The 24,062-nt window shown below is 76.2% G+C and carries 4 protein-coding genes; all 4 read right to left on the bottom strand.

Annotation, left to right across the window (positions count from 1 at the left end):
• Positions 1-49: 49 nt before the first annotated feature.
• From ACH4B3_RS12005 to ACH4B3_RS11990, 4 genes are read right to left on the bottom strand one after another with little or no spacing between them, the layout of a single operon-like run.
• Positions 50-5,899, bottom strand: coding sequence for a beta-ketoacyl synthase N-terminal-like domain-containing protein (locus tag ACH4B3_RS12005; RefSeq protein ID WP_398462670.1), 5,850 nt, complete (start codon positions 5,897-5,899; stop codon positions 50-52).
• 4 nt (positions 5,900-5,903) lie between these two features.
• A complete protein-coding gene (locus ACH4B3_RS12000; RefSeq protein WP_398462669.1) occupies positions 5,904-9,311 on the bottom strand; it encodes an amino acid adenylation domain-containing protein in 3,408 nt (1,135 codons plus the stop codon).
• Positions 9,304-14,292 (bottom strand): type I polyketide synthase, encoded by a 4,989-nt coding sequence (locus ACH4B3_RS11995; RefSeq protein ID WP_398462668.1) that lies wholly within the window; start codon positions 14,290-14,292, stop codon positions 9,304-9,306. Before ACH4B3_RS11995 ends, ACH4B3_RS12000 begins: the two co-directional genes overlap by 8 nt.
• Positions 14,292-23,339: an SDR family NAD(P)-dependent oxidoreductase gene (locus ACH4B3_RS11990; protein WP_398462667.1), complete on the bottom strand. Its 9,048-nt coding sequence runs from the start codon at positions 23,337-23,339 to the stop codon at positions 14,292-14,294. Before ACH4B3_RS11990 ends, ACH4B3_RS11995 begins: the two co-directional genes overlap by 1 nt.
• Positions 23,340-24,062 lie beyond the last annotated feature (723 nt).

The raw sequence follows: 24,062 nt of genomic DNA, 5'->3' as shown, positions 1-24,062 counted from the left end.
GCCGGGGCCCGGCCCCGGGCGGGGGCCGGGGCCGGAGCGGGGACGGCGGTCATGCCCGGTCCTCCCGGTCGTCGGGGCCGCCGGCCGGACCGTCGGCCTCCAGGGCGAGCAGCGCCAGCAGCTCCGCCTCCACCTCCTCGTCGGAGAGGCCGGCGACCTCCGCCGCGCCGTCCTCATCCGGTTCCGCGCGGCCGAGCACCGGGATGGCCTCCTCGGCCCGCTCCGGGCGGTCGCCGGCGGCGGCCAGCAGGGCCACCGTGCCGGCCACGGTGGGGGAGTCGAAGAAGTTCCGCAGGTCCAGTTCGACGCCGAACCGGCTCTGCAGCTTCGCCCCGATCCGGACCGCGGCCAGCGAATGCCCGCCGAGCGCGAAGAAGTCGTCGTCGACGCCGACCCGGTCGACGCCGAGCACCTCCTGCCAGACCTCGGCGACGGCCAGTTGCTCCGGGCCCTCCGGAGCGACGAACGGGGTGGGCAGCTCGGGGCGCGGATGGGTGCCGGCGACCGGCGCCAGCCGCTCCATCTCGCGGGCGAGCAGCGCCGGGGTCACCGAGCGGGCGAGCCGGCGCAGCCCGGCCAGGTCCCGGGCCGAGACGACGACGTGCTCGGGCGCGTCGGCGGCGGCCAGCAGCCGGGCGAACGCGGTGGCGCCGTCCCGTTCGCTCATGCCCTCGCCGAGCGTCCGCAGCACCCCGTCCGGGGCGTCGCCGGAGCCGGCCTCCGGCGCTGCGGCGGCCCGCTCCACCTGCGCCAGCAGCCCCTCGACGTCGTTGATCCGCTTGATGGTGAAGTCGGTGATCCGCACCAGCGGCCGGCCCGCCGGGTCGAGGATCTCCACGTCGCAGGTGAGCGTCTCGCCGGTGGAGTCCTCGGACTCCTTCAGCACCACGTCGCAGTGGATGGTGGCGGTCAGCGGCGCCAGCACCCGCAGGGACCGGTAGGTGAACGGCAGGTAGTAGACGTCCTCGGCGTGGATGCGGGCCGACGCCCCGGCCACGTCCAGCAGCGCCGGGTGCAGCCCGTACTCGGCCACGTCGCCCCGGTAGGCGTCGTCCAGCTCCAGGGTGACCAGCAGCCGCCGGCAGCCCGCCCGGATCCGCCGCAGACAGCGCCACCGGGGACCGAAGGAGAAGGTCATCGGGCCGCCCTGGGCCGCCCGGTCCAGCTTCAGCCGGCGGTGGATCTCCTCCTCGCTCTCCAGCACCTCGGTGGCCCGGCAGGCCGCCTCGACCTCGGCCAGGTCCCGCGGCTCCGCGGCGGCCGGGTCCGGGAAGCGCACCGAACCGGTGGCGTGGTCCTGCCACGCCCCGCTGCCGTCCGGGACCCGGCTGCGGACCGTGAAGCGCACCTCCTCGCCGTCGGGCTCGATGGTGGTGTACACGTCGCGGGTCTGCCCGTCCGGCACCACCACCGGCATCATGAACAGCACGTCGCGCAGTTCGGTGTCGCGCCCGGCGGCCTGCTCGGCGACCGCGGCCCGCACCAGCTCCAGGTAGGTGGTGCCGGGGACCAGGCCGTGGCCCATGATGCGGTGCTCGTCCACGATCCAGCTGCTCGCGGTGGAGAGCGTGGTCCGGTACGTCCGGGCGCCGTCCGCCGACCGCACCAGCCGCAGCAGCGGGTGGCCGGTGGGCTCGCCCTCCGGCTCGCCGCCCAGCCGCTCCGCCAGGCCGGCCGCCATGCCCACGCCGCGCCAGGTGTCCCAGGCCACCGACCGCACCGGCGGCCCGGGCCGGTCGCGCCGGGACTGCGCGTACACGTCGAGGAAGGCGTTGGCGCCGCAGTAGTCGCTCTGCCCCGGGCCGCCGAGCACCGCGGTGAGCGAGGAGCACAGCAGCAGGAAGTCGCAGTCCGCCTCGTCGCGCAGCACCTCGTCCAGCGCCAGGGTGCCCAGCGTCTTGGCGGCGAACACCTCGTCCGCGTCGGCCGCCGACTTGCCCGCGATCATGCCGTTGGAGGGCAGTCCGGCGGCGTGCACCACCCCGGCCAGCGGGCCGTGCGCGCGCAGTTCGGCGACGGCCGCCGCCAGCTGCCCGCGGTCCGTCACATCGGCGCGCAGCAGCACGGTACGGGCGCCCAGCCGGTGCAGGTCGCGCAGCCGGCGGATCCGCCGGCTGGTGGCGTCCCGCTCGTCGTGCGCCGCCAGCCAGCCGTCCCAGGACTCCTCCGCCGGGAAGCCGGAGCGGCCGAGCAGCCCGATGACCGGCCGCCGCGCCTCGGTGGCGATCCGTTCGGCGAGCGCGAGGCCCACCCCGCCCAGGCCGCCGGTGATCAGATAGACGCCGCCGTCCCGCAGCGGCGGCCGGCCGGCCGTCTCCGGGTCCGCCGGGCCGCCCGGCGCCCGCACGCCCGCCCCGGGCGGAGCGGCCAGCTTCACCGGGTCGAAGTCGCGTACCCACCAGTGCCGACCGCGCAGCGCCAGGTCCCGGTCCCCGGTGGACCGGTGCAGCAGGGCGAGCAGCGCGTCCACGGTGCCGGGGCCCGGCTCGAGCGGGTCGGCGCCGGTGATGTCCAGGGTGCGGCAGGAGGTCTCCGGGACCTCCTGCGGGATCACCGTGCAGGCGCCCAGCAGCGGGGCGTTCTCCGGCCGCAGCGGCTCCTCGCCGGTCACGCTGCGGATACCCCGGCACACCACGTCGATCTCCACCGGGCCCGCCGGGCGGGCGTCGCCGATGCCCTGGGCCAGGGCGAGCAGGCTGTCGAACCCGGTCCGCCGGGCCGCCGCCAGCCGCTCCGGAGTCGGCCCGGCGGCCGGGTCGGGGCCGTCGGGCCCGCCGCCGAGGCTCCACAGGTGGACCACCCGCAGGGTCCGCTCCGCCGGGAGGTCCAGCGCCGACAGCAGCGCCGCGTAGTGCTCCCGGTCGGTGACGTCCAGCGTCCAGCCGCCGGGCCCGTCCGGGCCGGCGGCCTCGTCGCCGCGCCGGAGCGCGTCGCCCGCGGCGGCCCGGACCACGTCGGCGCCCCGCGCGGTCAGTGCCGCCGCCAGCTCACGGCCGAGCGGCAGATCGTCGCCGAGCAGCAGCCACACCTGGCCGGCGGCGGGCGCGGCGGTCCCGGGCCCGGGCGCCAGCCGCCGCCAGCCGGGGGTGTGGAACCAGTCGTCGACCGACCCCGCCGCGGTGAGCGGGCCGGGGCCCGCGGCCGCCCCGGCGGTGGTGTCGGGCTCGGTCCAGTACCGCTGCCGCCGGAACGGGTAGGTGGGCAGCCGCAGCACCCGGCGGTCCGCCCCGCCCGGGTGCAGGGCGTCCGGGGCCACCGGCACCCCGGCGCTCCACAGCCCGCCCAGGGCGCGCAGCAGGTACGCGTGGTCGTCCCTGGGGTCCTTGGGGTGCGGCAGCGAGTCGACCGCGGTGCGGCGCTCGTCCCAGGCCCGGTGGTGCCGGGCGAAACCGGTCAGGGTCCGGCCCGGCCCCACCTCCAGCAGCACCGTGGCGGGGTCGGCGAGCAGTTCCTCCAGCGCGCCGGAGAAGCGCACCGGGGCGCGCAGCTGCCGCCCCCAGTACTCGGGGCTGGTGGCCTGTTCGTCGGTGATCCAGGTGCCGGTGACCCCGGAGCAGAACGGGATCCTCGGCGGGCTGAGCGGCACCGACCGGACCAGCTCCACGAAGGGCTCCACCGCCGCGTCCATGCTGGGCGAGTGGAAGGCGTGCGAGGTGTGCAGCGAGCGGCAGGCGACGCCGTCGGCGACCAGCCGCCGCCGCAGGTCCTCCACCGCGCCGGCGGGCCCGGAGACCACGCTCATCCCGGTGGAGTTGACGGCGGCCAGGGCGAGGCCGTCGCCGAGCCGGGCCGCGGTCTCCTCCTCGGAGAGGAAGACGCCGAGCATGGCGCCCTCGGGCATGCCCGCCACCAGCCGGCCCCGCCCGGCCACCAGCCGCACCGCGTCCGGCAGTGAGAAGACCCCGGCCAGGCAGGCGGCGACCAGTTCGCCGACGCTGTGCCCGGCCATCGCGCGCGGGGTCACGCCCCAGGAGGTCCAGAGCCGGGCCAGCGCGTACTCGACGGTGAACAGCACCGGCTGGGTCACCTCGGTGTGCCGCAGCCGCTCCTCGGCCGCGGCGGCGTCCGCCGGGGCCGGGAAGAGCGGCAGCCGCGGGTCCTCGCCGGTCTCGGCGGCGAACAGCTCCGCGCACCGGTCGAGCGCGGCGGCGAACACCGGCTCCCGGACGTACGACTCCCGGGCCATGCCCGGGTACTGGGAGCCCTGGCCGGGGAAGAGGAACGCCACCGGCGCCGGGTCGGCGGCGGTCACCCCGTCGCCGGGGGCGATCCGGCGCAGCGCGGCGACCGCCTCCTCCCGGTCCCGGCAGACCACCGCGGTACGGCACTCCAGCGCCGCCCGGCGCCGGGCCAGCGTGTAGGCGGCGTCGGCGAGGTCGGTGCCGGGGTGCCGGTCCAGGTGGCCGGCCAGCCGCCGGGCCTGCTCGGCCAGGGCCTGGCCGTCGCGCGCCGAGAGCGGCAGCAGGTGCGCCGCGCGCGCGGAGCCGCCGGGCCCGCCGGGCGCGGCCGGTGCCGGGGCCTCCTCCAGGATCAGGTGCACATTGGTGCCGCCGATGCCGAAGGCGCTCACCCCGGCCCGCCGCGGGGTGTCCCCGCCGGGCCAGTCGTGCGTGGTGGTGCTGACCCGGAAGGGGCTGGTGTCCAGCCGCAGCTCCGGGTTGGGCCGGTCGCAGTGCAGGGTGGCCGGGATGGTCCGGTGCTTCAGCGCCAGGGTGGCCTTGATCAGGGCGGTGACTCCCGCCGCGGCGTCCAGGTGCCCGACGTTGCCCTTGACCGAGCCGATCGCGCAGAAGCCGGTGTCCTGGGTGTACTCGCGCCAGGCACGGGTGAGCGCGGCGATCTCGATCGGGTCGCCCAGCGCGGTGCCGGTGCCGTGCGCCTCCAGGTAGCCGATGGTCGCCGGGTCCACGTCGGCCACCGCCAGCGCCTCGGCGATCACCTCGGCCTGGCCGTCGACGCTGGGCGCGGTGTAACCGGCCTTCAGCGAGCCGTCGTTGTTGACCGCGGTGCCCAGGATGACGGCGTCCACGGTGTCCCCGGCGGCGGTCGCGTCGGCCAGCCGCCGCAGCACCACCACCCCCACGCCGTTGCCCGCCACGGTGCCCGCGGCGTCGGCGCTGAACGGGCGGCAGTGCCCGTCGGGGGAGAGGATGCCGCCGGGCTCGTGGAGGTAGCCGGCGCGCAGTGGCGCGCTGACCGACACCCCGCCGGCGATCGCGATGTCGCACTCGCCGTTCAGCAGGCTCTGGCAGGCCAGGTGGACCGCGGTCAGCGAGGTGGAGCAGGCGGTCTGCACGGTCAGGCTGGGGCCCTTGAGGCCGAGCTTGTAGGAGGCGCGGGTGGCGAGGAAGTCCTTGTCGCTGGCGAGCAGCGTCTGGTAGCTGCCGGTGGCCCGGTACACCTTCGCGTTCGCCATGACGTTGAACAGCAGGTACGAGTTCATGCTGGATCCGGCGAACACGCCGATCCGGCCGTCGAAGGTCCGCGGGTCGCAGCCGGCGGACTCCAGGGCAGCCCAGGCGCACTCCAGGAACACCCGGTGCTGCGGGTCCATCACCTCCGCCTCGCGCGGGCTGTAGCCGAAGAAGCCCGCGTCGAACATGTCGCCGTCCGCCAGCACTCCCTTGGCCGGTACGTAGCCGTCGGCGGCGAGCAGCCCGGGGTCGACGCCCGAGGCCCGCAGCTCCTCCTCGGTGAGCACCGAGACCGACTCCCGGCCCTCCGTCAGGTTGGACCAGAAGGTCTCCACGTCACCGGCGCCCGGGAACCGGCCGGCCATCCCGGTGACGGCCACCCGGCCCAGGTCACCGTCCCCTGCCCCGCCGGGGCCGTCGGTTCCGGGCCCGTCCGTTCCCTGCCCGCCGGTCACGAGGTCGCCCGACCTGAGTGCGTCCGACACGAGATCACCTACCGTTCCGTGAGCGCGCCCGACGAGCGGCTGCTGCTTGACGTTGGTTCTGCGTCCGGCGGCGGGTCTCGGCCCGGCCGGTACCGTCCCGTTCCCGGCCGCGGGTGTCCCCCGGCCGGTCCAGGTAGGCGGCCAGCGCCCCCACCGTCGGGTGCTGGAAGAGCTCCACCATCGACACCTCGATCCGGCCCGCCGCCAGTTCGGCCTGGAGCCGGGACATCAGCAGCGAGTGGCCGCCCAGTTCGAAGAAGTTGTCGTTCCGGCCGACCCGGTCGACGCCGAGAACGGTCCGCCACACCTCGGAGATGGTCCGCTCCAGCCCCTCCCGGGGGGCCGCGTACGCCGCCCGCGGCGCTGCGCCGGCGAACTCCGGTTCCGGGAGCGCCGCCCGGTCGGCCTTGCCGTTGGGGGTGAGCGGCATCCGCGGCAGGGCCACGAACGCCGCCGGCACCATGTACTCCGGCAGCCGTTCGCGCAGGAAGGCGGCGAGTACCGCGGCCGGAGGCACCGGGTCGCCGGTCAGGTAGGCCACCAGCCGGTCGTCGCCGGCGCCGCGCCGGTGGGCGGTCACCACCGCCTCGCGGACCCGGTCGTGGCCGGCGAGCACCGCCTCGATCTCGCCCAGCTCGATCCGCAGGCCCCGCAGTTTCACCTGGTGGTCGAGCCGGCCCAGGTACTCCACGGCCCCGTCCGGGCGGAAGCAGGCGAGGTCACCGGTGCGGTACATGCGGTCGTCGGGGCCGTCCCCGTACGGGTCCGGGAGGAACCGGTCGGCGGTCAGCTCCGGCCGGTTCAGATAGCCGCGGGCCAGCTGCCGCCCGGCCAGGTACAGCTCGCCGGGGACGCCGGGCGGCACCGGCCGCCGGTACCGGTCCAGCACGTACACCCGGGTGTTGGCGATCGGGAAGCCGATCGGCACCGGCCGGGGGTCGCCGTCCCGGCGGCACTCCCAGGCGGTCACGTCGACCGCCGCCTCCGTCGGCCCGTACAGGTTGCACAGCGCGGCGGCGCTGCGCTCGAAGAACCGTTGCTGCAACTCCGTGGGCAGCGCTTCCCCGCTGCACACCACCCGGCGCAGCGAGACGCACTCCTCGACGTCCGGCTGCCGGAGGAAGACCTGCAGCATGGAGGGGACGAAGTGCACCGTGGTGACGGACTCGGCGCGGATGGTGTCGACCAGGTAGCGGGCGTCCCGGTGCCCTTCCGGGCGGGCCACCACCAGCGTCGCCCCGCACATCAGCGGCCAGAAGAACTCCCACACCGACACGTCGAAGGAGAACGGGGTCTTCTGCAGCACCCGGTCCCGCGGACCCAGCCGGTAGGCGTCCTGCATCCACCGCAGCCGGTTGCGGATCGCCGCGTGGACGTTCATCACGCCCTTGGGCTCACCGGTCGACCCCGAGGTGTAGATGACGTACGCCAGGTCCTCCCCGCCGACCTCGACCCCGGGATCGGTGTCCGGCCCGGCCGCCGGTCCGTCCGGCTGCTCCTCCACGTACAGCACCTCGGCCGCCGGGGGCAGCGCGGCCGCCGACGCCCGGTGGGCCAGCAGCACCGGAGGCCGGGCGTCGTCCACGATGCGGGCCAGCCGGGCCGGGGGCAGCCCCGGATCCAGCGGCAGATAGGCCCCGCCCGCCTTCAGCACCGCCAGCAGGCTCACCACCAGGTCCGGCGACCGCTCCAGGCAGACCCCGACGGGCACGTCCCGCCCGACCCCCAGCCCGCGCAGCCGGTGCGCCAGCCGGTTGGCCCGGCGGTTCAGCTCCCGGTAGCTCAGCGTCTCGCCCTCGAAGCGCACCGCCGGGGCGTCCGGCGTCGTCCGGGCCCACTCCTCGACGCCCTCGTGGATCCAGCCGCCGGCCGGCCACCGCCGGTCCTCGCCGCGCCCCGCGGCCAGCACCGCGGCGCGTTCGGCCCCGTCCAGCAGCGGCAGTTCGCCCACCGGGGTCGCCGGATCGGCCACCACCAGCTCCGCGACCCGGCGGAAGTGCCCGGCCAGCCGCTCCACGGTGGCCGCGTCGAACAGGTCCCGGTCGTACTCGAACCAGCCGCTGAGGCCATCGCCGTCGGCGAAGAACTGCAACTCCAGGTCGAACCGGGCGCCGTCGGCGAGCAGGTTCATCCGCCGGAACTCCACCCCGGCGATGTCCAGCACCGGCAGCGGGTCGCTCTGGTACGACAGGCTCACCTGGAACACCGGCGGCCGGCTCAGGTCGCGCGGCGGCCTGAGCTCCTCCACCACCCGCTCGAACGGCACCTGGTCATGCGCGTACGCCCCCAGGCAGGACTCGCGCACCCGCTCCAGCACCTCGTGGAACCCCGGCTCGCCGGCCAGCCCGGTGCGCACCGGCAGGGTGTTGACGAAGAAGCCGATCAGCGGCTCCAGCTCGGCCCGGCCCCGGCCCGCCGTGGGCACCCCGACCACCACGTCGTCCTGACCGCTGTAGCGGTGCAGCAGCACGGCGAACACCGCCAGCAGCGCCATGTACGGGGTGGCGCCGCGCGCCCGGCCGACCTCGGTCAGCCCGGCCATCAGCGAGGCCGGCAGCGCGAACGGCACCGAGCCGCCGTTGAAGCCCTGGACGGCGGGCCGGGGCCGGTCGGTGCGCAGCGCCAGCGCGTCCGGAGCGCCGGTCAGCCGCTCCCGCCAGTAGCCCAGGTCCTCGGCGAGGGACTCGGCCCGCTGCTCCTGCTGCCAGACCGCGAAGTCGCCGTACTGGATGCCCAGTTCGGGCAGCGGGGACGGCCGGCCGGCCGCGATCGCCGCGTACAGCGCGGACAGTTCGGTCAGCAGCACCTTCACCGACCAGCCGTCGGAGACCAGATGGTGCATCGCCACCAGCAGGACGTACTCCTCCTCGCCGGTGCGCAGCAGGTTCATCCGCAGCAGCGGGCCGGTGGCCAGGTCGAACGGTTCGGCGAGCGCGGCGGCGATCCACGGACCGACGTCCGGGCCGTCGTCCCCGGCCCGGCCGGGGCGGCCGGCCCCCGGCGCGGCCGGTTCCGTCCCGGCATCGCGACCGGGTCCGGCGGCCGGTGCCGTGCGCAGGTCGGTCTCCGGCAGTTCCAGCGCCAGCTCCCGCCGGACCACCTGCACCGGACGGCCGTCCCGCAACCGGAAGGTGGTGCGCAGCGCCTCGTGCCGCCGCACGATCCCGTTCACCGCGGCCCGCAGCACGGCGGTGTCCAGCCGGCCCCGGATACGCGCCGCCGCCGGGATCACATAGGCCGGGTTGTTCGGCCGCAACTGCTCCAGGAACCAGATGCCCTGCTGCGTCACCGACAGCGGGAACACGTCCTCCGCGGGCTGCCGTTCCCGCAGCATCTTCTCGAACAGCGCCCGCTTCTCCGGCGTCAGCGCCGCCAGCCGCCGCTCCAGCCCGGCGGCGTCCAGATCAGCCACGGTGCCCCTCCCGCTCCCGCTCGGCGCGGTCCGCACCGGCCGCGGACCCCTCCCGCCCGGCGCCCGGTCCGGGCTCCGCACCCGGCTCGGGCAGCGCGTCCAGCTCGGCCAGCAGCCGGCTCGCCAGGTCGTCCTCGGCCCGCTCCACCCGCCGGATGCCGCCCGCCGGCCCGGCCCCGGCGCCCGGCCCGGCCTCCCGGCGGCCGTCCGGCCCGGTGCCGTCCTCCGCGGTGCCGTCCCGGAGGCCGGCGACGATCTCCTTGGCCAGGTCGCGGGCGGACGCCCCGCCGAGGAAGACCGAGATCGGCAGGAACACCCCGGTGCGGCCCTCGATCTCGTTCCGCACCTCCACCGCCATCAGCGAGTCCAGCCCCAGCTCGTACAGCGACTGGTCCGGCCCCACGGTGTCCGGCTCGGCGCGCAGCGTGGCCGCCAGCCCGAGCCGCAGCCGCTCGGCGAGCGTGCCGATCCGCTCCTCCTCCGGCAGCGCCAGCAGCTCCTGGCGGCCGGGCAGTGCCCCGGCCCGGGCCGCCGCCTTCGGCACCCGGGCCGCGCCGGCCCCGGCCAGCAGCCGGGTCAGCAGCGGGGAACCGGAGACCTCCTGGTAGCGGCGCCCCCACTCGGGCCAGTCGACCGGCACCACGGCGACCTGCGGGTCCTCGTGGCGCAGCAGCCGGTGGAACATCCGCAGCGCCTGCGCCGGGGGCAGGGTGCCCATCCCGGCGCTGAGCCCCGGGGTCGCCTCGGCGCCCCGCTCGGCCATGCCCAGCGACCGCCAGATGCCCCAGTTGACGCTCACCGCCGGCCGGCCCTGCGCCCTGCGGGACCGGGCCAGCGCGTCGAGGAAGGCGTTGGCGGCGGCGTAACCGGCGACGAACGGCGAACTCAGCAGCGAGCTGACCGACGAGAACAGCACGAAGAAGTCCAGCTCCCGGTCGGCGAACAGCCGGTCCAGCACCACCGCGCCGCCCGCCTTGGGACGCAGCGTCCGCTCCAGCGCCTCCGGGTCCAGGTCGAGCACCGGCACCACCTCGCCGACGCCCGCCGTGTGCACCACCCCGCGCACCGGCGGCCGGCCCTCCCGGTCGAACCGCTCCAGGAAGGCGCGCACCTGCTCCTCGGCGGCCACGTCGAAGGTCTCCACCGTCACGGCGGCGCCCAGCGACTCCAGCTCCCGCACCGCGGCGACCCGCCGGCCCGCCACGGTGTCCTGGTCCAGCGCCGCCCACTCGCCGCGCGGCGGCAGCGCGGTGCGCCCCGCCAGGACCAGGTGCCGGGCCCCGGCGAGCACCATGGACCGGGCCACCGCCAGCCCCAGGCCGCCCAGCCCGCCGGTGACCAGGTAGCTGGCGTCGGTGCGCCACTCCACGGCCGGGCCCGGGGCGGCGGGCAGCTCCCGGCGCACCAGCCGGGCCACCAGGCGCTGTTCGCCCCGGAGCGCGATCTGGTCCTCGGCGCCCGGGTGCGCGATCTCGGCCAGCAGCCGCTCGGCCGGCGCGTCCGGGCCGGCCGCCGGGTCCGGGTCCAGGTCGACCAGCCCGCCCCACAGCCCGGCGTGCTCCTGCTGGAGCGACCGGCCCAGGCCCCACAGGGTCGACTGGCCGACCGCGAGCGGGGTGCCGGCCGCGCCCGGCGGCTGCACCGCGCCACGGGTGACCAGCCACAGCCGGGCGGACCGGGAACCGCCGGCCCGCGCGAGCGCCTGCACGGTCCGTACCGCGCTCAGCAGACCGGCCCGCTGCCCGTCGAGCAGCCGGGCCACCGGGTCCGGCCCGGTGCCGGTCCGCGGCGCGGCGCCGTCGTCCAGCCCCCACAGGTGCACCACGTGCAGCGGCGTGCCGTCCGGCACCGCCCAGTCGGCCAGCAGCCGGCGCAGGTCCTCGGCCGTGTCCGGGCGGACCACCGCGTCCGGTGCGCCCGCGGCGTACCGGTAGCCGGTGCCCGGGGTGACCCGGACACAGGACGCCCCCCGTTCGGTCAGCAGCGCGGCGAGCCGGTCGCCCACCCCGGTGCCGTCGGCGAGCACCAGCCAGGCCGCCGCGTCCCCGGGGTCCGGCGCGGCGGCAGGCGCTCCGGGGCCTGGCTCCCACACCAGGTCGTGCACCAGGTCGGCGTCGGTGAACTCCGCGTCCGCCGGGTCGCCCTCGCCCGGTGCCGGCGCCCCGGCGGCCTCCGGGAGGCAGGCGGCGCCTGCGGCGGGCGACGGGTGGGCCGGGCGGGCGGCCGAGCCGACCGGGGGCGGCTCCTGCCAGCAGCGGGTGCGGGCGAAGGGGTAGCCGGGGACGTCCACCCGGGCGCGGGTGTAGTCGGCGTCGAAGGCGCGCCAGTCGACGTCCGCGCCCTGCGTGTAGAGCCGGCCGAGCGAGTCCAGCACCACCTCCCAGTCGTCCTGCTTGGGACGCAGGCTGGGCAGCAGCAGCGCGTCGGTGTCCGCCGGGAGGCTGTCGCTGATCAGCCCCAGCAGGGTGGGCGCGGGCCCCATCTCCAGGAAGCCGCGGTGGCCCGTGCCGAGCAGGGTGGCCACCCCGTCGGCGAACCGCACCGGCTGCCGCAGGTGACGGCACCAGTAGTCGGCGTCCGGGGCCTCCTGCCACGCCCACAGCTCGCCGCTGAGGTTGGAGACCAGCGGGATGCGCGGCGGCGCGAACCGGATCTCCTCCGCCACCGCGCGGAACTCCTCGATGATCGGCTCGATCAGCGGGGAGTGCGAGGCGGTGGTGATGCGGAGCACCTTGGCGCGCACCCCGCGCCGGGTGAACTCCTCGCACACCGCCTCGACCACCGCGCGGTCACCGGAGACCGAGGTGTTCGCCGGGCCGTTGACCGCCGCGACGGAGATCCGGTCCGGGTACCCGGCGATGGCCTCGGCCACCTCCGCCTCGGAGGCGAAGACCGTCGCCATGGCCCCGGTCTTCCCGGACTCCCGCATCAGCCGGCCCCGCGCCACGACCAGTTTCAGGCCGTCCTCCAGGCTCATCGCGCCGGCGAAGCAGGCCGCCGCGTACTCGCCGAAGCTGTGGCCGAGCACCGCCGCGGGCCGCACGCCCCAGGAGCTCCACAGCTCCGCCAGCGCGTACTCCACGGCGAACAGCGCCGGCTGGGAGTACTGCGTCTGGTAGATCAGCCGCCCCCGCGGCGACTCCGGGTCGGCCGGGTAGAGCAGTTCCGGCAGCGGCACGTCCAGCATCGGCCGCAGGATCTCTTCGCACCGGTCCAGCACCCGCCGGAACGTCGGCTGGGTGTCGTACAGGCCGCGGGCCATCCCGACCCGCTGCGGGCCCTGCCCGGGGAAGAGGAACACCGTCTCCGCCGGGCCGGCCTGCCCGGCGGAGAGCCCCACCGCGGGCATCCCGCCGAGGTAGTCGTCGAGCCGGGCCGCCAGCTCCGGGCCGGTCGCGCCGACCGCGGCGAGCCGGTGCCGGAAGTGCGAGCGGCCGGTGTTGGCGGAGAAGCACACGTCGGCCAGTGCCGGCCCGGGGTCCTCCGCCAGCCGCCGGCGGTACTTCTCGGCCAGCTCCACCAGCGCCGCGTCGCTCTTCGCGGACAGGGCCAGCGCGGACAGCGGCCGCCGGGCGTCCGGTGCCGGGGCGGGCCGCTCGGGCGGCTCCTCCACCAGCATGTGCACGTTGGTGCCGCTGAAGCCGAAGCTGCTCACCCCGGCCAGGCGGCGGCCGGGCACCTTCGGCCAGCCGGTCAGCTCGGTCGGCACCGCGAACGTGGTGCCCTCGAAGGACAGGTGCGGGTTGAGCCGCTCGAAGTGCACGTTGCGCGGGATGGCGCCGCGGTTCACGCAGAGCGCCGCCTTGATCAGCCCGGCGATGCCGGACGCCGCCTCCAGGTGGCCGATGTTGGGCTTCCCCGAGCCCAGGTGGACGGTCGGGCCCTCCGGCCGCCCGTACACCTCGGCCAGCGCCTCGACCTCGATCGGGTCGCCGAGCGTGGTGCCGGTGCCGTGCGCCTCGATGTACGACACCTCCTCCGGCTCCACCCCGGCGGCCGCCAGCGCGCGGCGCAGCACGTCGCGCTGCGCGGTACCGCTGGGCGCGGTGACCCCGGCGCTGCGGCCGTCCTGGTTGACCGCGCTGCCCCGGATCACCGCCAGCACGCGGTCCTCGTCCCGCACCGCGTCCGACAGCCGCTTGAGGACCACCACGCCGCAACCCTCGCCGCGCACATAGCCGTTGGCCGAGGCGTCGAAGGTCTTGCACCGGCCGTCCGGCGCCACCATGCCGGGGAACTGGGAGAACGCGATGCTGGGGATCGGCGACAGCACCACGTTCACCCCGCCGGCCAGCGCCAGGTCGCTCTCGCCGGCACGCAGGCTCTGGCAGGCCGTGTGGACCGCCACCAGCGACGCCGAGCAGGCGCTGTCGACCGCCACGCTCGGGCCGTGCAGGTCCAGCGTGTAGGAGACCCGGCCGGTCACGATGGAGTGCGCCGTGCCGGTGGAGGCGTACGCGGTGGCGTCCAGCGGGTCGCGCAGCGTGCGGGAGGCGAAGTCGTTGCTGCACACGCCCATGAAGACCCCGGTCCGGCTGCCGGCCAGCCCGGTGGGGGCCTGCCCGGCGTGCTCCAGCGCCTCCCAGACCACTTCCAGGGTGAGCCGCTGCTGCGGGTCCATGGCCAGTGCCTCGCGCCGCGAGATGCCGAAGAACTCGTGGTCGAACTGGTCCACCCGGTCCAGGAAGCCGCCCCAGCGGGTGCTCATCCGGCCCGCCGTCTGCGGCTCCGCGGCGTGGAACGCGGCCCCGTCCCAGCGGTCCGCCGGGATCTCGCCGATGGCGTCGGTGCCGTCCGCCAGCAGCCGCCAGTAGCCGTCGGCGTCGGTCACCCCGCCCGGGAAGCGGCAGCCCACACCCACGATCGCGATGGGCTCGGTCCTGGCGCGCTCGGACTCCTCCAGCCGGCGCTGCAGCCGTTCCACCGTCGCGAACGCCCGGCGCAGGGTCGCGCCCGTCTGCGACTGGTCCAGCGAAGTCATCACTCTTCCCCTTCGTCGAGCTCGGTCAACTTGGCCAGCAGGAGCGCCTCGACGTCGCTGTCGCTCAAGCGGTCGAGATCCGTTCCGGTGCCGTCGGCGGGCCGTCCGGGCGCGGCCGCCTCCTCTTCCTCCGCTTCGCCGGCGGCGCCGGGCCCGGCCTCCAGCGCGATGTCCATGCGCTCGGCCAGGAAGGGGACCAGCGCGTCGATGGTGGGGAAGCGCCAGACGACGGTGGCGGGCAGCTCCACCCGGAGCGACGCCTCCAGCCGTTTGCGGAGTTCGAGCGACATCAGCGAGTCGAAGCCCAGCCCGGCCAGCGGCGCCGTGACGTCGACCTGCGACTCGTCGCAGCCGAGCACCCGGGCCACCTGCGCGGTGCAGTGCCGCACCAGCACGGCCCGGCGGCGCCGGCCCGGCTCCACCGCGAGCAGCTCCCGCCGGACCCCGCCGGCCGGGGCGGCCCCGTCGCCGGCCGGTCGGGCCCGCGGCCCCATCAGCCCGGTGAGGACCGGCGGCAGCATGCCGCTGTCGGCCGCGGCGCGCAGCTTCGCCCGGTCCAGCGGCAGTACCGCGGCCTGGGCGGTGGCGGTCGGCAGCAGCCGGTGCAGCGCCTCGATGCCGTCGGCCGGGTCGATGCCGGTGATGCCGCGGTCCGCCAGCGCGCCGCCCCGGTCCGGGGTGGCCGCCAGACCGGAGCCGGTCCACGGGCCCCAGTCGACGCTCAGCGCGGGCAGCCCGTGCGCCCTGCGGTGCAGCGCCAGCCCGTCCAGGAAGGCGTTGGCCGCCGCGTAGTTGCCCTGGCCGGGGGAGCCGAGCAGCGCCGCCGCCGACGAGTACAGCACGAAGAAGTCCAGCTCGCGGTCGAGCGTGGCGCGGTGCAGATGCCAGGCCGCCACGGCCTTGGGAGCGGCCACCGACGCGAACCGCGCCCCGTCCAGCCCCACCAGCAGCCCGTCGTCCAGCACACCGGCGGCGTGCACCACGCCCGCCAGCGGCGGCATGGTCGCGTCGATCTCCGCCAGCACCGCGGCCAGTTGCGCGGACCGGGAGACGTCGGCGGACCGTACCGTCACCGTCACCTGCCGGGCCCGCAGCGCGTCCAGTTCCCGGCGGGCGGCCGGCGAGGGGCCGCCGCGCCCCAGCAGCACCAGGTGCCGGGCGCCCTGGTCGGCCAGGTAGCGGGCGGTGTGCAGGCCCAGCGCGCCCAGACCGCCGGTGATCAGATAGGTCGCCGACGGCTTGACCACGCGGCCGTCCGGCCGCACCGCGACCGTCTCGTCCCCGGTCGGGCGGAGCACCACCTTGCCGGTGTGCCGGGCCTGCGCCATGTGCGCGAACGCCGCGTCCGCCGCCGGGTAGTCGAAGCAGGTGACCGGCAGGGCGGTGAACTCGCCGCGCTCGAAGCCGCGCAGCACCTCGTCGAACAGCCGCCGGATCAGGGCGAACTGCTCGGCGAAGGCCCGCTCCAGGTCGACCGCGAGGAAGGACCGGTTGTGCTTCAGCGCCAGCAGCCCGAGGCTGCTGTCGCGGTAGACGTCCTGCTTGCCGATCTCCACGAACCGGCCGTTGGCCGCGAGCAGTCCCAGCCCGCGCCGCAGCGCCTCGCCGGTCAGCGAGTTGAGGACCACGTCCACGCCCCGGCCGCCGGTCAGCTCCTTCACCCGGTCGGCGAAGTCCAGCGAGCGCGAGTCCATCACGTGCCGCACTCCCAGCCGCCGCAGCAGCTCCCGCTTCTCCTCGGTGCCGGCCGTGGCGAAGACCTCCGCACCGTTGCGGCGCGCCACCTGGAGCGCGGCCAGCCCCACCCCGCCGGTCGCCGAATGGATGAGGACCGTCTCGCCCGCGCCGAGGTGCCCCAGGTACTCCAGGCCGTACACGGCGGTGAGGAAGGCGATCGGGACGGCCGCGGCCTCCGCGTCGCCGAGCCCGGCGGGCCGCTCGGCGACCAGCTCCTGCTCGGTGGTGACGAAGGCCGCCATGCTCGACGGCGCCACCGCCATCACCGCGTCACCGGGCCGGAAGCGGGTGACGCCCTCGCCGACGGCCACCACCCGGCCGGCGCACTCCGCGCCCAGCGGGGTGATACCCGGCGGAACCCCCGGGCAGACGTCCATCGCCTTGAGCACGTCGCTGAAGTTCAGCCCGGCCGCGGTGACCTCGATCTCCACCTGCCCCGGCCCGGGCGGCGTACGGTGCCACACCGTCGGGGTGAGGCTGCCGAGGATGCCCGGCCGCTCGGCCAGCAGGCGCAGGTTGCCGTCCCGCGCGGCGTCGAACGGCCGCCGGGGCCAGGCGGTGGGCTCCGCGGCGGGCGGACGCCACGGTTCCAGCGCCGGTACGTACCGGACGCCGCCGCGCAGCGCCACCTGCGGGTCGCCCGCGGCCCCGGTCAGCTCCGCGACGAGCTGCGCGGCCTCGCCGGCCGGCCGGGCCGGGTCGAGGTCGACGGCGACCGGGCGCAGCTCGGCGTGTTCCACGGCGGCGACCCGCAGCAGGCCCCAGACCGCCGACTGGGCGACCGCGCCGGGCCCCGGCGGCGCCCCGCCGCCGGTCGCCGGCCCCGGCCGCTCGGGCTCCGCCGGCCGCTGTGCGCCCCGGGTCAGCACCACCAGCCGGGGGTGCTCCGGCCGGGCGTCCCGGGCCAGTGCCTGCACCAGGTGGAGCACCGAGACGGTGCCCAGCTCCCGGGCCGCCGCCAGCGGGTCGGTGCCGTCGCCGGTGCCGTCCGGCTCCCGGTCGCCGTCCGGCAGGTCGAGGTTCCAGGCGTGCACCACCCCGGCACACCCCTCCGGGCGGTCGGCCCGCAGGTCCGCGAGGAGGGCGGTGAAGTCCTCCGGCCGGCCGGGGGCGACCTCGAACCGGTCCGGGCCCAGCCGCCGGTAGCCGTCGGCCGCGGTCACCGTGACGGCCGCCGCGCCCAGGCCCGCCAGCCGCGACCGCACCGCGCCGGCCACCCCGTCCCGGTCGGCCAGCAGCAGCCACCAGCCGGTGCCCGCGGGCGGCCGGTCCCCGGTCGGCTCCGTCTCGGCGGCACGCCAGCCCACCTCCAGCAGCGCCTCGCCGACCCGGTCCGGCGGCGCGGACTGCTCCAGGCGCCGCAGGGTGATCCCGGCGACCTCGCCGATCCGCTCCCCGGACTCGTCGAAGAGCACCACCCGGCCGCCGGTGATCCGGCCGTCGCCGTGCACCGCCCGGGTCACGTCGGCGTACGCCCAGCCGGGCCGCGCCCGGCCCGCCGGCAGCTCGAAACCGCCGGCCCCGACCGGCAGATGGATCGCCGCGCCGGCCTCCGGGTCCGAGGCCAGCGCCTGGGCCAGCACCTGGAGGCAGGCGTCCAGCAGCGCCGGGTGCACGGGGTGGCGGGCCCGGTCGGCGGCGACGTCCTCGGGGACCCGCAGGCGTGCCACCGCCTCCCGGTCGCCCCGCCACAGGCCGTCCAGCCCCTGGAACGCCGGGCCGTACTCCAGCCCGGCCCGGCGCAGCCCGGCGTAGTGCTCCGCGGGGTCGACGGGTTCGGCGCAGCGGGCGCGTACCGCGGCCAGCGTCGGCGCGGGGTCCGTGCCGGTCGCCGCCCCCGAGGTGTCCGCGCGGCCGTCCGGGCCCCCGCCGGGGCGGTCCTCGGCCTCCGGGTCCGCCGGGCGGTCAGCGCCGTCCGGGCCCGGGTCGCGGAACCGGCCGGTGGCCACCTCGGTCCACTCCTGCCCGGCACCGCCCTCGCCGTCCCGGCTGAACAGCCGGAAGGTGCCCGGCCCGGAGCCGGCGAGCACGAGCTGGAGGGTGGGCTCCGCGGCCCGTTCCCGCACCACGGTCAGCCCGGTGAACCGGACGTCCTCCACCACCGCCCGCCCGCTGCCCAGCGTCTCCCGGGCGGCGGCCAGCGCGGCGTCCAGCACCAGCGCCGCGGGGAGCACCACCGCCCCGTCGACCTGGTGGTCCTTCAGATAGCCGAAGCCGTCGAGGTCGACGGTGGCGCTCCAGTGCCGGGTGCCGGGTTCGGTGGCCGACCGCAGCTGCGCCCGGAGCACCGGGTGGCCCTGGGAGGCCGGTCGGCGCCCGCGGCCGGCCGGGTCGCCGTGCCAGTACCGCTGCCGCTGCCACGGGTAGGCCGGCAGCGGCACCATCGGCACCGTCCGGCGGCCGTGCGGCCGGCTCCAGTCGACCGGGAAGCCGGCCGTGTAGAGCCGGCCCAGCTCGGCGAGGATCCCGGCCCGGCCCGGGCGGTCACGGCGCAGCGAGGCCACCACCGCGCCCCGCGCGCCCTGGTGGTCCAGGCGGGCGGCGACGGAGTCGGAGAGCATCGGCTGCGGGGAGATCTCGACGAACACCTCGTGACCGGAGTCGACCAGGGCGGTGACCGCCCGGTCGAAGAGCACCGGCCGGCGCAGGTTGTCGCCCCAGTACCCGGCGTCCAGCCCGGTGCCGTCGACCGGTCCACCGGTGACCGTCGACAGCATCGGGACGGTGGCCGGGCCCGGACGCAGTCCGGTCAGGGCGTGGGTGAGCCGATCGCGCAGCGGGTCCATCAGGGGGCAGTGGGACGCGAAGTCGACCGACTCCAGCACCCGGCAGAAGATCCCGTCCGCGTCGAGTGCCGCCGCCACCGCCGCCAGCGGTTCCGCGGCGCCGGAGAGCACCGTGGTCGCGGGACCGTTCCCGGCGGCCACCCAGACCCGCTCGGCCCCCAGTTCGGTGAGCAACCGCCGGGCCCGCTCCTCGGGTACGCCGGCCACCGCCATCCGGCCGGTGCCCACCGCGGACCGGATGACCAGTCCCCGGTGCAGCGCCACCCGGAGCGCGTCCGCCAAGGTCAGCGCCCCCGCGACCTGGGCCGCGGCGACCTCGCCGACGCTGTGCCCGACCACGGCCGACGGGGTGACGCCCCAGGAGCGCCACAGCGCGGCCAGCGCCACCTGCACGGCGACCAGCGCGGGCTGCCCGACCGCGGGGTCGGCCAGCAGCGAACCGTCCGGGTCCGCGGCCAGCTGCTCGCGCAGCGACCAGTCCACGTGCTTGCCGAGGATCCGGTCGCACTCCTCGACCACGTCGCGGAAGACCGGCTCGGCGGTGAGCAGGTCGGCGGCGACCGGCCACCACCGCGGGCCCTGGCCGGAGAAGACGAACACCGTCCGCGGCCGGCGGCCCACCGCGCGGCGGCCCCAGGACAGGCCCGGCCGCTCGCCGTCCGCGCCGAACGCCCGCAGCGCCTCGGCGATCTCGGCCGGACCGGTGCCCGCACAGGCCAGCCGGTGCTCGTGGTGGGTGCGGCGCAGCGCGGCGGCGGCCGTCAGCGAGCGCAGCGCCGGTCCGTCGCCGGTGCGCTCCAGTTGACCCGCGTAGCGAGCGGCCAGCTCGCGGAGCGCCTGCTCGTCACGGGCCGAGAAGGTGAGCAGCACCGGGCCGTCCGGTTCCGGTTCCGCCCACCCCGGGCCGACCGCGGCCGGCCGGCCGGCGGCGGGCGCGGGCGCTTCCTCCACCACCAGGTGGGCGTTGGTGCCGCCGAAGCCGAAGGAGCTGACCCCGGCCAGCGCCGGACGGTCCGGGCCGGACGGCCACGGGCGCTGCCGGTCGGCGACCGCCAGGGCCAGTTCGCCGAACGGGATGTGCGGGTTGGGCCGCTCGAAGTGGAGGCTGCGCGGCACCGTCCGGTGCCGCAGCATCAGCGCGGTCTTGATCAGCCCGGCGATGCCGGCCGCGGCCTCCAGGTGCCCGAGGTTGGACTTGACCGAGCCGATCAGGCATGGCCGTGCCGGGTCGCGGCCGTCCGCGACCACGGTGGCGAGCGCCTTCGCCTCGATCGGGTCGCCGAGCAGGGTGCCGGTGCCGTGCGCCTCGATGTAGTCCACCCGCTCCGGCCGCACGCCCGCGTCGGCGTAGGCGGCGCGCAGCACCGCCTCCTGGGCCTGCGGGTTGGGGGCCATGATGCCGTTGCTGCGGCCGTCCTGGTTGACCGCGCCGCCGCGGATGACGCAGTAGACGGTGTCCTGGTCGGCGAGGGCGCGGCGCAGCGGCTTGAGCACGACCGCCCCGGCGCCCTCGGCACGGACGTACCCGTCGGCGCGGGCGTCGAAGGGCTTGCACCGCCCGTCCGCGGCCATCGCCCCGGCCTTGCTGAAGTTGATGGCCAGGGCGGGGGAGAGGATGACGTTGACCCCGCCGGCGATCGCCATCGTGCAGTCCCCGCGGGCCAGGCTCCGGCACGCCTGGTGCACGGCGACCAGCGACGAGGAGCAGGCGGTGTCCACGGCCATGCTGGGCCCGCGCAGGTCGAACAGGTAGGACAGCCGGTTGGCGGCGATGCTGAACGCGTTGCCGGTCCCGGAGTACGCGTCGATCCCGGCCAGGTCCTGGAACTGGGCCTGGAGGTAGTCGCTGGTGGCGATCCCCACGAAGACGCCGGTGGCGGACCCGGCCAGCTCCTCGGCCACCACCCCGGCGTCCTCCAGCGCCTCCCAGGCGACCTCGGCCATCAGCCGCTGCTGCGGGTCCATCCGGGTGGCCTCGTGCCCCGAGATGCCGAAGAAGCGCGGGTCGAAGCGGTCCACGCCGTCCACGAAACCGCCCCAGGCGGTGGTGGTCTTCCCCGGCGCGGACGGGTCCGGGTCGAGGAAGTCCTCGGCCCGCCAGCGGTCCTCCGGAACCCGGGTGACCGCGTCCCGGCCCTCGGTGAGCAACTCCCAGAAGGCGGTGGGTCCGTCGGCTCCGCCGGGGAAGCGGCAGCCGATCCCGACCACCGCGATCAGGTCGTCGGCGGTGTCCGGTGCGGCGGTGCCGGGGCCGGCGGTGCCGGAGGCGTTCGGGTCGGCCGGGTCGGCCGGGTCGGCGACCGGGGCGGCGCCGGGCGGCGGCCCGGCGAGGTGGCCGGCGAGCGCCTCGATCGTCGGGTGCTCCCAGACCGCGGTGGCGGGCACGGCCCGCCCCAGCCGCTGCTCCAGATCGCCCACCAGGCCGATCAGGTCCACCGAACGCAGCCCGTACCCGGCCAGCGGCTGACGGGTGTCCACCGAGCCGACGGGCACCCCGAGGTGGCCGGCGAGCCGCCGGGTGAGCCACTCCTCCAGCTCCGCCCGGGCCGCCGGGCCGGTGTCCGGCTCCCGCGGCCCGTCCGGCACGACCGGCGTCCGCGACGCGTCCGGCACCGCCGGCGCGTCCGGTCCGGGCGACGCGGGCGACGTGCCCGGCATCTCCGGCGTCGCCGGTCCGGGCGACGTGGACGGCGTACGGGTCATCTCCGGCGCGTCCGGTGCGCTCCCGGGGGCGTCCCAGGAGGCCAGGCGCTTGAGCCCGCCGTCCAGGAACTCCCGCAGGGCGGCGGACCGCTGGAGCTTGCCGCTGGAGGTCTTGGGGATGCTGCCGCGGCGCAGCAGCACGATGTGGTGCGCGCGCAGGCCGTGCTCCTCGGCCAGCCGGGCCCGGATCGCGGCGACGATCCGCTCGGTGGCGGCGGCGTCCGGCAGCCCGGTCACCTCCTGGAGGATGACCAGCCGCTCCTCGCCGTCGGCCGGGTAGCCGCAGGCCACGCCGCTGCCGGGGCGCAGCCGCGGGTCGCTCTCCTCGACCGTCCGCTCGATGTCCTGGGGGTAGTGGTTGCGGCCCGCCACGATGATCAGGTCCTTGCTGCGCCCGGTCACGTACAGCTCGGTCCCGTCGAGGAAGCCCAGGTCCCCGGTGCGCAGGAAGGGGCCTTCGCCGGTGTCGGCGAGGCGGGCGCCGAACACCTCGGCGGTCTCCGCCGGCCGCTGCCAGTAGCCCTGCGCGACACTGGGCCCGGCCACCCAGATCTCGCCCACACCGCCCTCCGGGAGCCGGGTGCGGGTGACCGGGTCGACGATGTGGATCCGCTGGTCGTCGATGGTCGGGCCGGAGCCCACATGGCTGCGGGCGGCCTCGCCCGGTGCGGCGGTCACCGCGCGGTGCTCCGCCAGCGCCCCGGCCGCCAGGTCGCGCAGCACCGGTTGCGCGCCCCGGTCGCCGGCCGAGACGCACAGGGTCGCCTCGGCCAGCCCGTAGCAGGGCAGGAACGCGGACCGGCGGAAGCCGGCGGCCTCGAAGGCGCGGGTGAAGCGCTCCAGGGTCCGGGCCCGTACCGGCTCCGCGCCGCTGAACGCCACCCGCCAGCCGCTCAGGTCCAGGTCCCGGCGCTCCTCCTCGGAGATCCGCTCGACGCACAGCTCGTAGGCGAAGTCGGGCGCGCCGCTGATGGTCGCCCGGTGTTCGGAGATCGCCCGCAGCCAGCGGAGCGGCTGCTTGAGGAAGGCGACCGGTGACATGAAGGTGGTCGGGAACGCCCCGAAGGCGGGGGCGAGCAGCCCGCCGATGAGGCCCATGTCGTGGTAGGGCGGGAGCCAGGTGACCATGTGGTTGTCCGGCTCGTGGCCGTACAGCCGGTCGTTGATGCACCGCAGGTTGTGCACCAGGTTGCGGTGGCTCACCATGACGCCCTTCGGCCGCCCGGTGGAGCCGGAGGTGTACTGGAGGAAGGCGGTGTCCGCGGCGTCCACGGCCGGCTGCCGCCAGTCGTCCGCGGCGCCGTCCCCGATCCGGTCGACGGCCAGCCAGTGCGGGCCGCCCAGCTCGGGTGCGTGCCGGGCGAAGGTGCCGGCGGCCGCGGCGAGGGGTTCGGTGGCCAGGACGACCGCGGGCTCGGCGTCGGCCACCACGCCGACCAGCCGGGGCAGCGTCCGCTTCACCAGCACCGGGTCCGGCGGGTACACCGGGACGGCGATGACACGCGCGTAGATGCAGCCCAGAAAAGAAGCGAGGTAGTCGAGTCCGGGCGGGCAGACGATGAGCGCCCGGTCACCCGGGGAAACATGGCGCTGCAGGGTCGCGGCAATGGCCCGGGCCCGGCGGTCGAGTTCGCCGCCGGAGATGGTCGGCGTGCTCTCGCCGTCATTTTCCAGAAACCGGTACAGCTCTTTCTCGGGATGCTCCTGGAAAACGGTACGAAAATGCCCGAGCAGAGTATCGGCTGCGGCTCCGGATGCGTTCGATGGCTCGAATCTGTCGTCCGGTGATGTGGAATCAGCGTCGTCCCTGTGAATGCGCAACGTCTCGCTCCGGAATCATGATGCCAAAGTCTTCAACACATGCCGCGGGCCACCCGTCGCTTCCCTCAGGTGGCCCGCTCCCGCTCTCCGTCTACCGGTCGGTTCTGGGCCCGTCGGGACAGCGCACAGCTGCGACGGGCCGCCGGACCAGGGCCGCTCGCCGCGTTCGAATGAAAGAGGGTGGGGATGACTCGGGAAGGACGGGAATGTGAACAGCTGACGATAAAGAACGCGCCCTGCCCATCATTTCCAGCATCCTTCAGCCCCCCGTTCGGCAGCGCTTCGCCCGGTGGGGCGCCGGCGCTGTGGCCGTTGAAGTCGCGCGGTGCAGCATTGCGGTAGCCCGTCGCGAAAAATCCGGGCACCGGACACGGCCGGCGGTCGCGCCGGGGTTAATCCGGGTCGGCGCCGCCGGTGTGGAGCGGTGTCTTTCGCAGAGCAAGCTGGCGAGATTGCACACCCTGAACACAACTGCGTCAATGGTGCAGCGAAAAAGGGGCATACTGCTTCAATGGTGAAATAGATAAGCTCGTCCGGCGAATCAGATTGCGCTGTTTGTCGGCGGCTGCCCTCTTTGGGGGGTCCGAGCTTGCACTCCGTTCACCTCATCGTCACCCAAAGGTTGCGCTCGGTCATGCACTTCGAGGCATCTCGGTGTCCGAGGAGTGGATGGTTCCGCGTCCGGGCCGGCCGTCGTGCCGAGGTCCACGGGCAGGGAGCGCT

The sequence above is a fragment of the Streptomyces sp. NPDC018031 genome (genome assembly GCF_044327625.1).
Lineage (GTDB): Bacteria > Actinomycetota > Actinomycetes > Streptomycetales > Streptomycetaceae > Streptomyces.
This window is presented reverse-complemented; position numbering and strand designations above follow the sequence as displayed.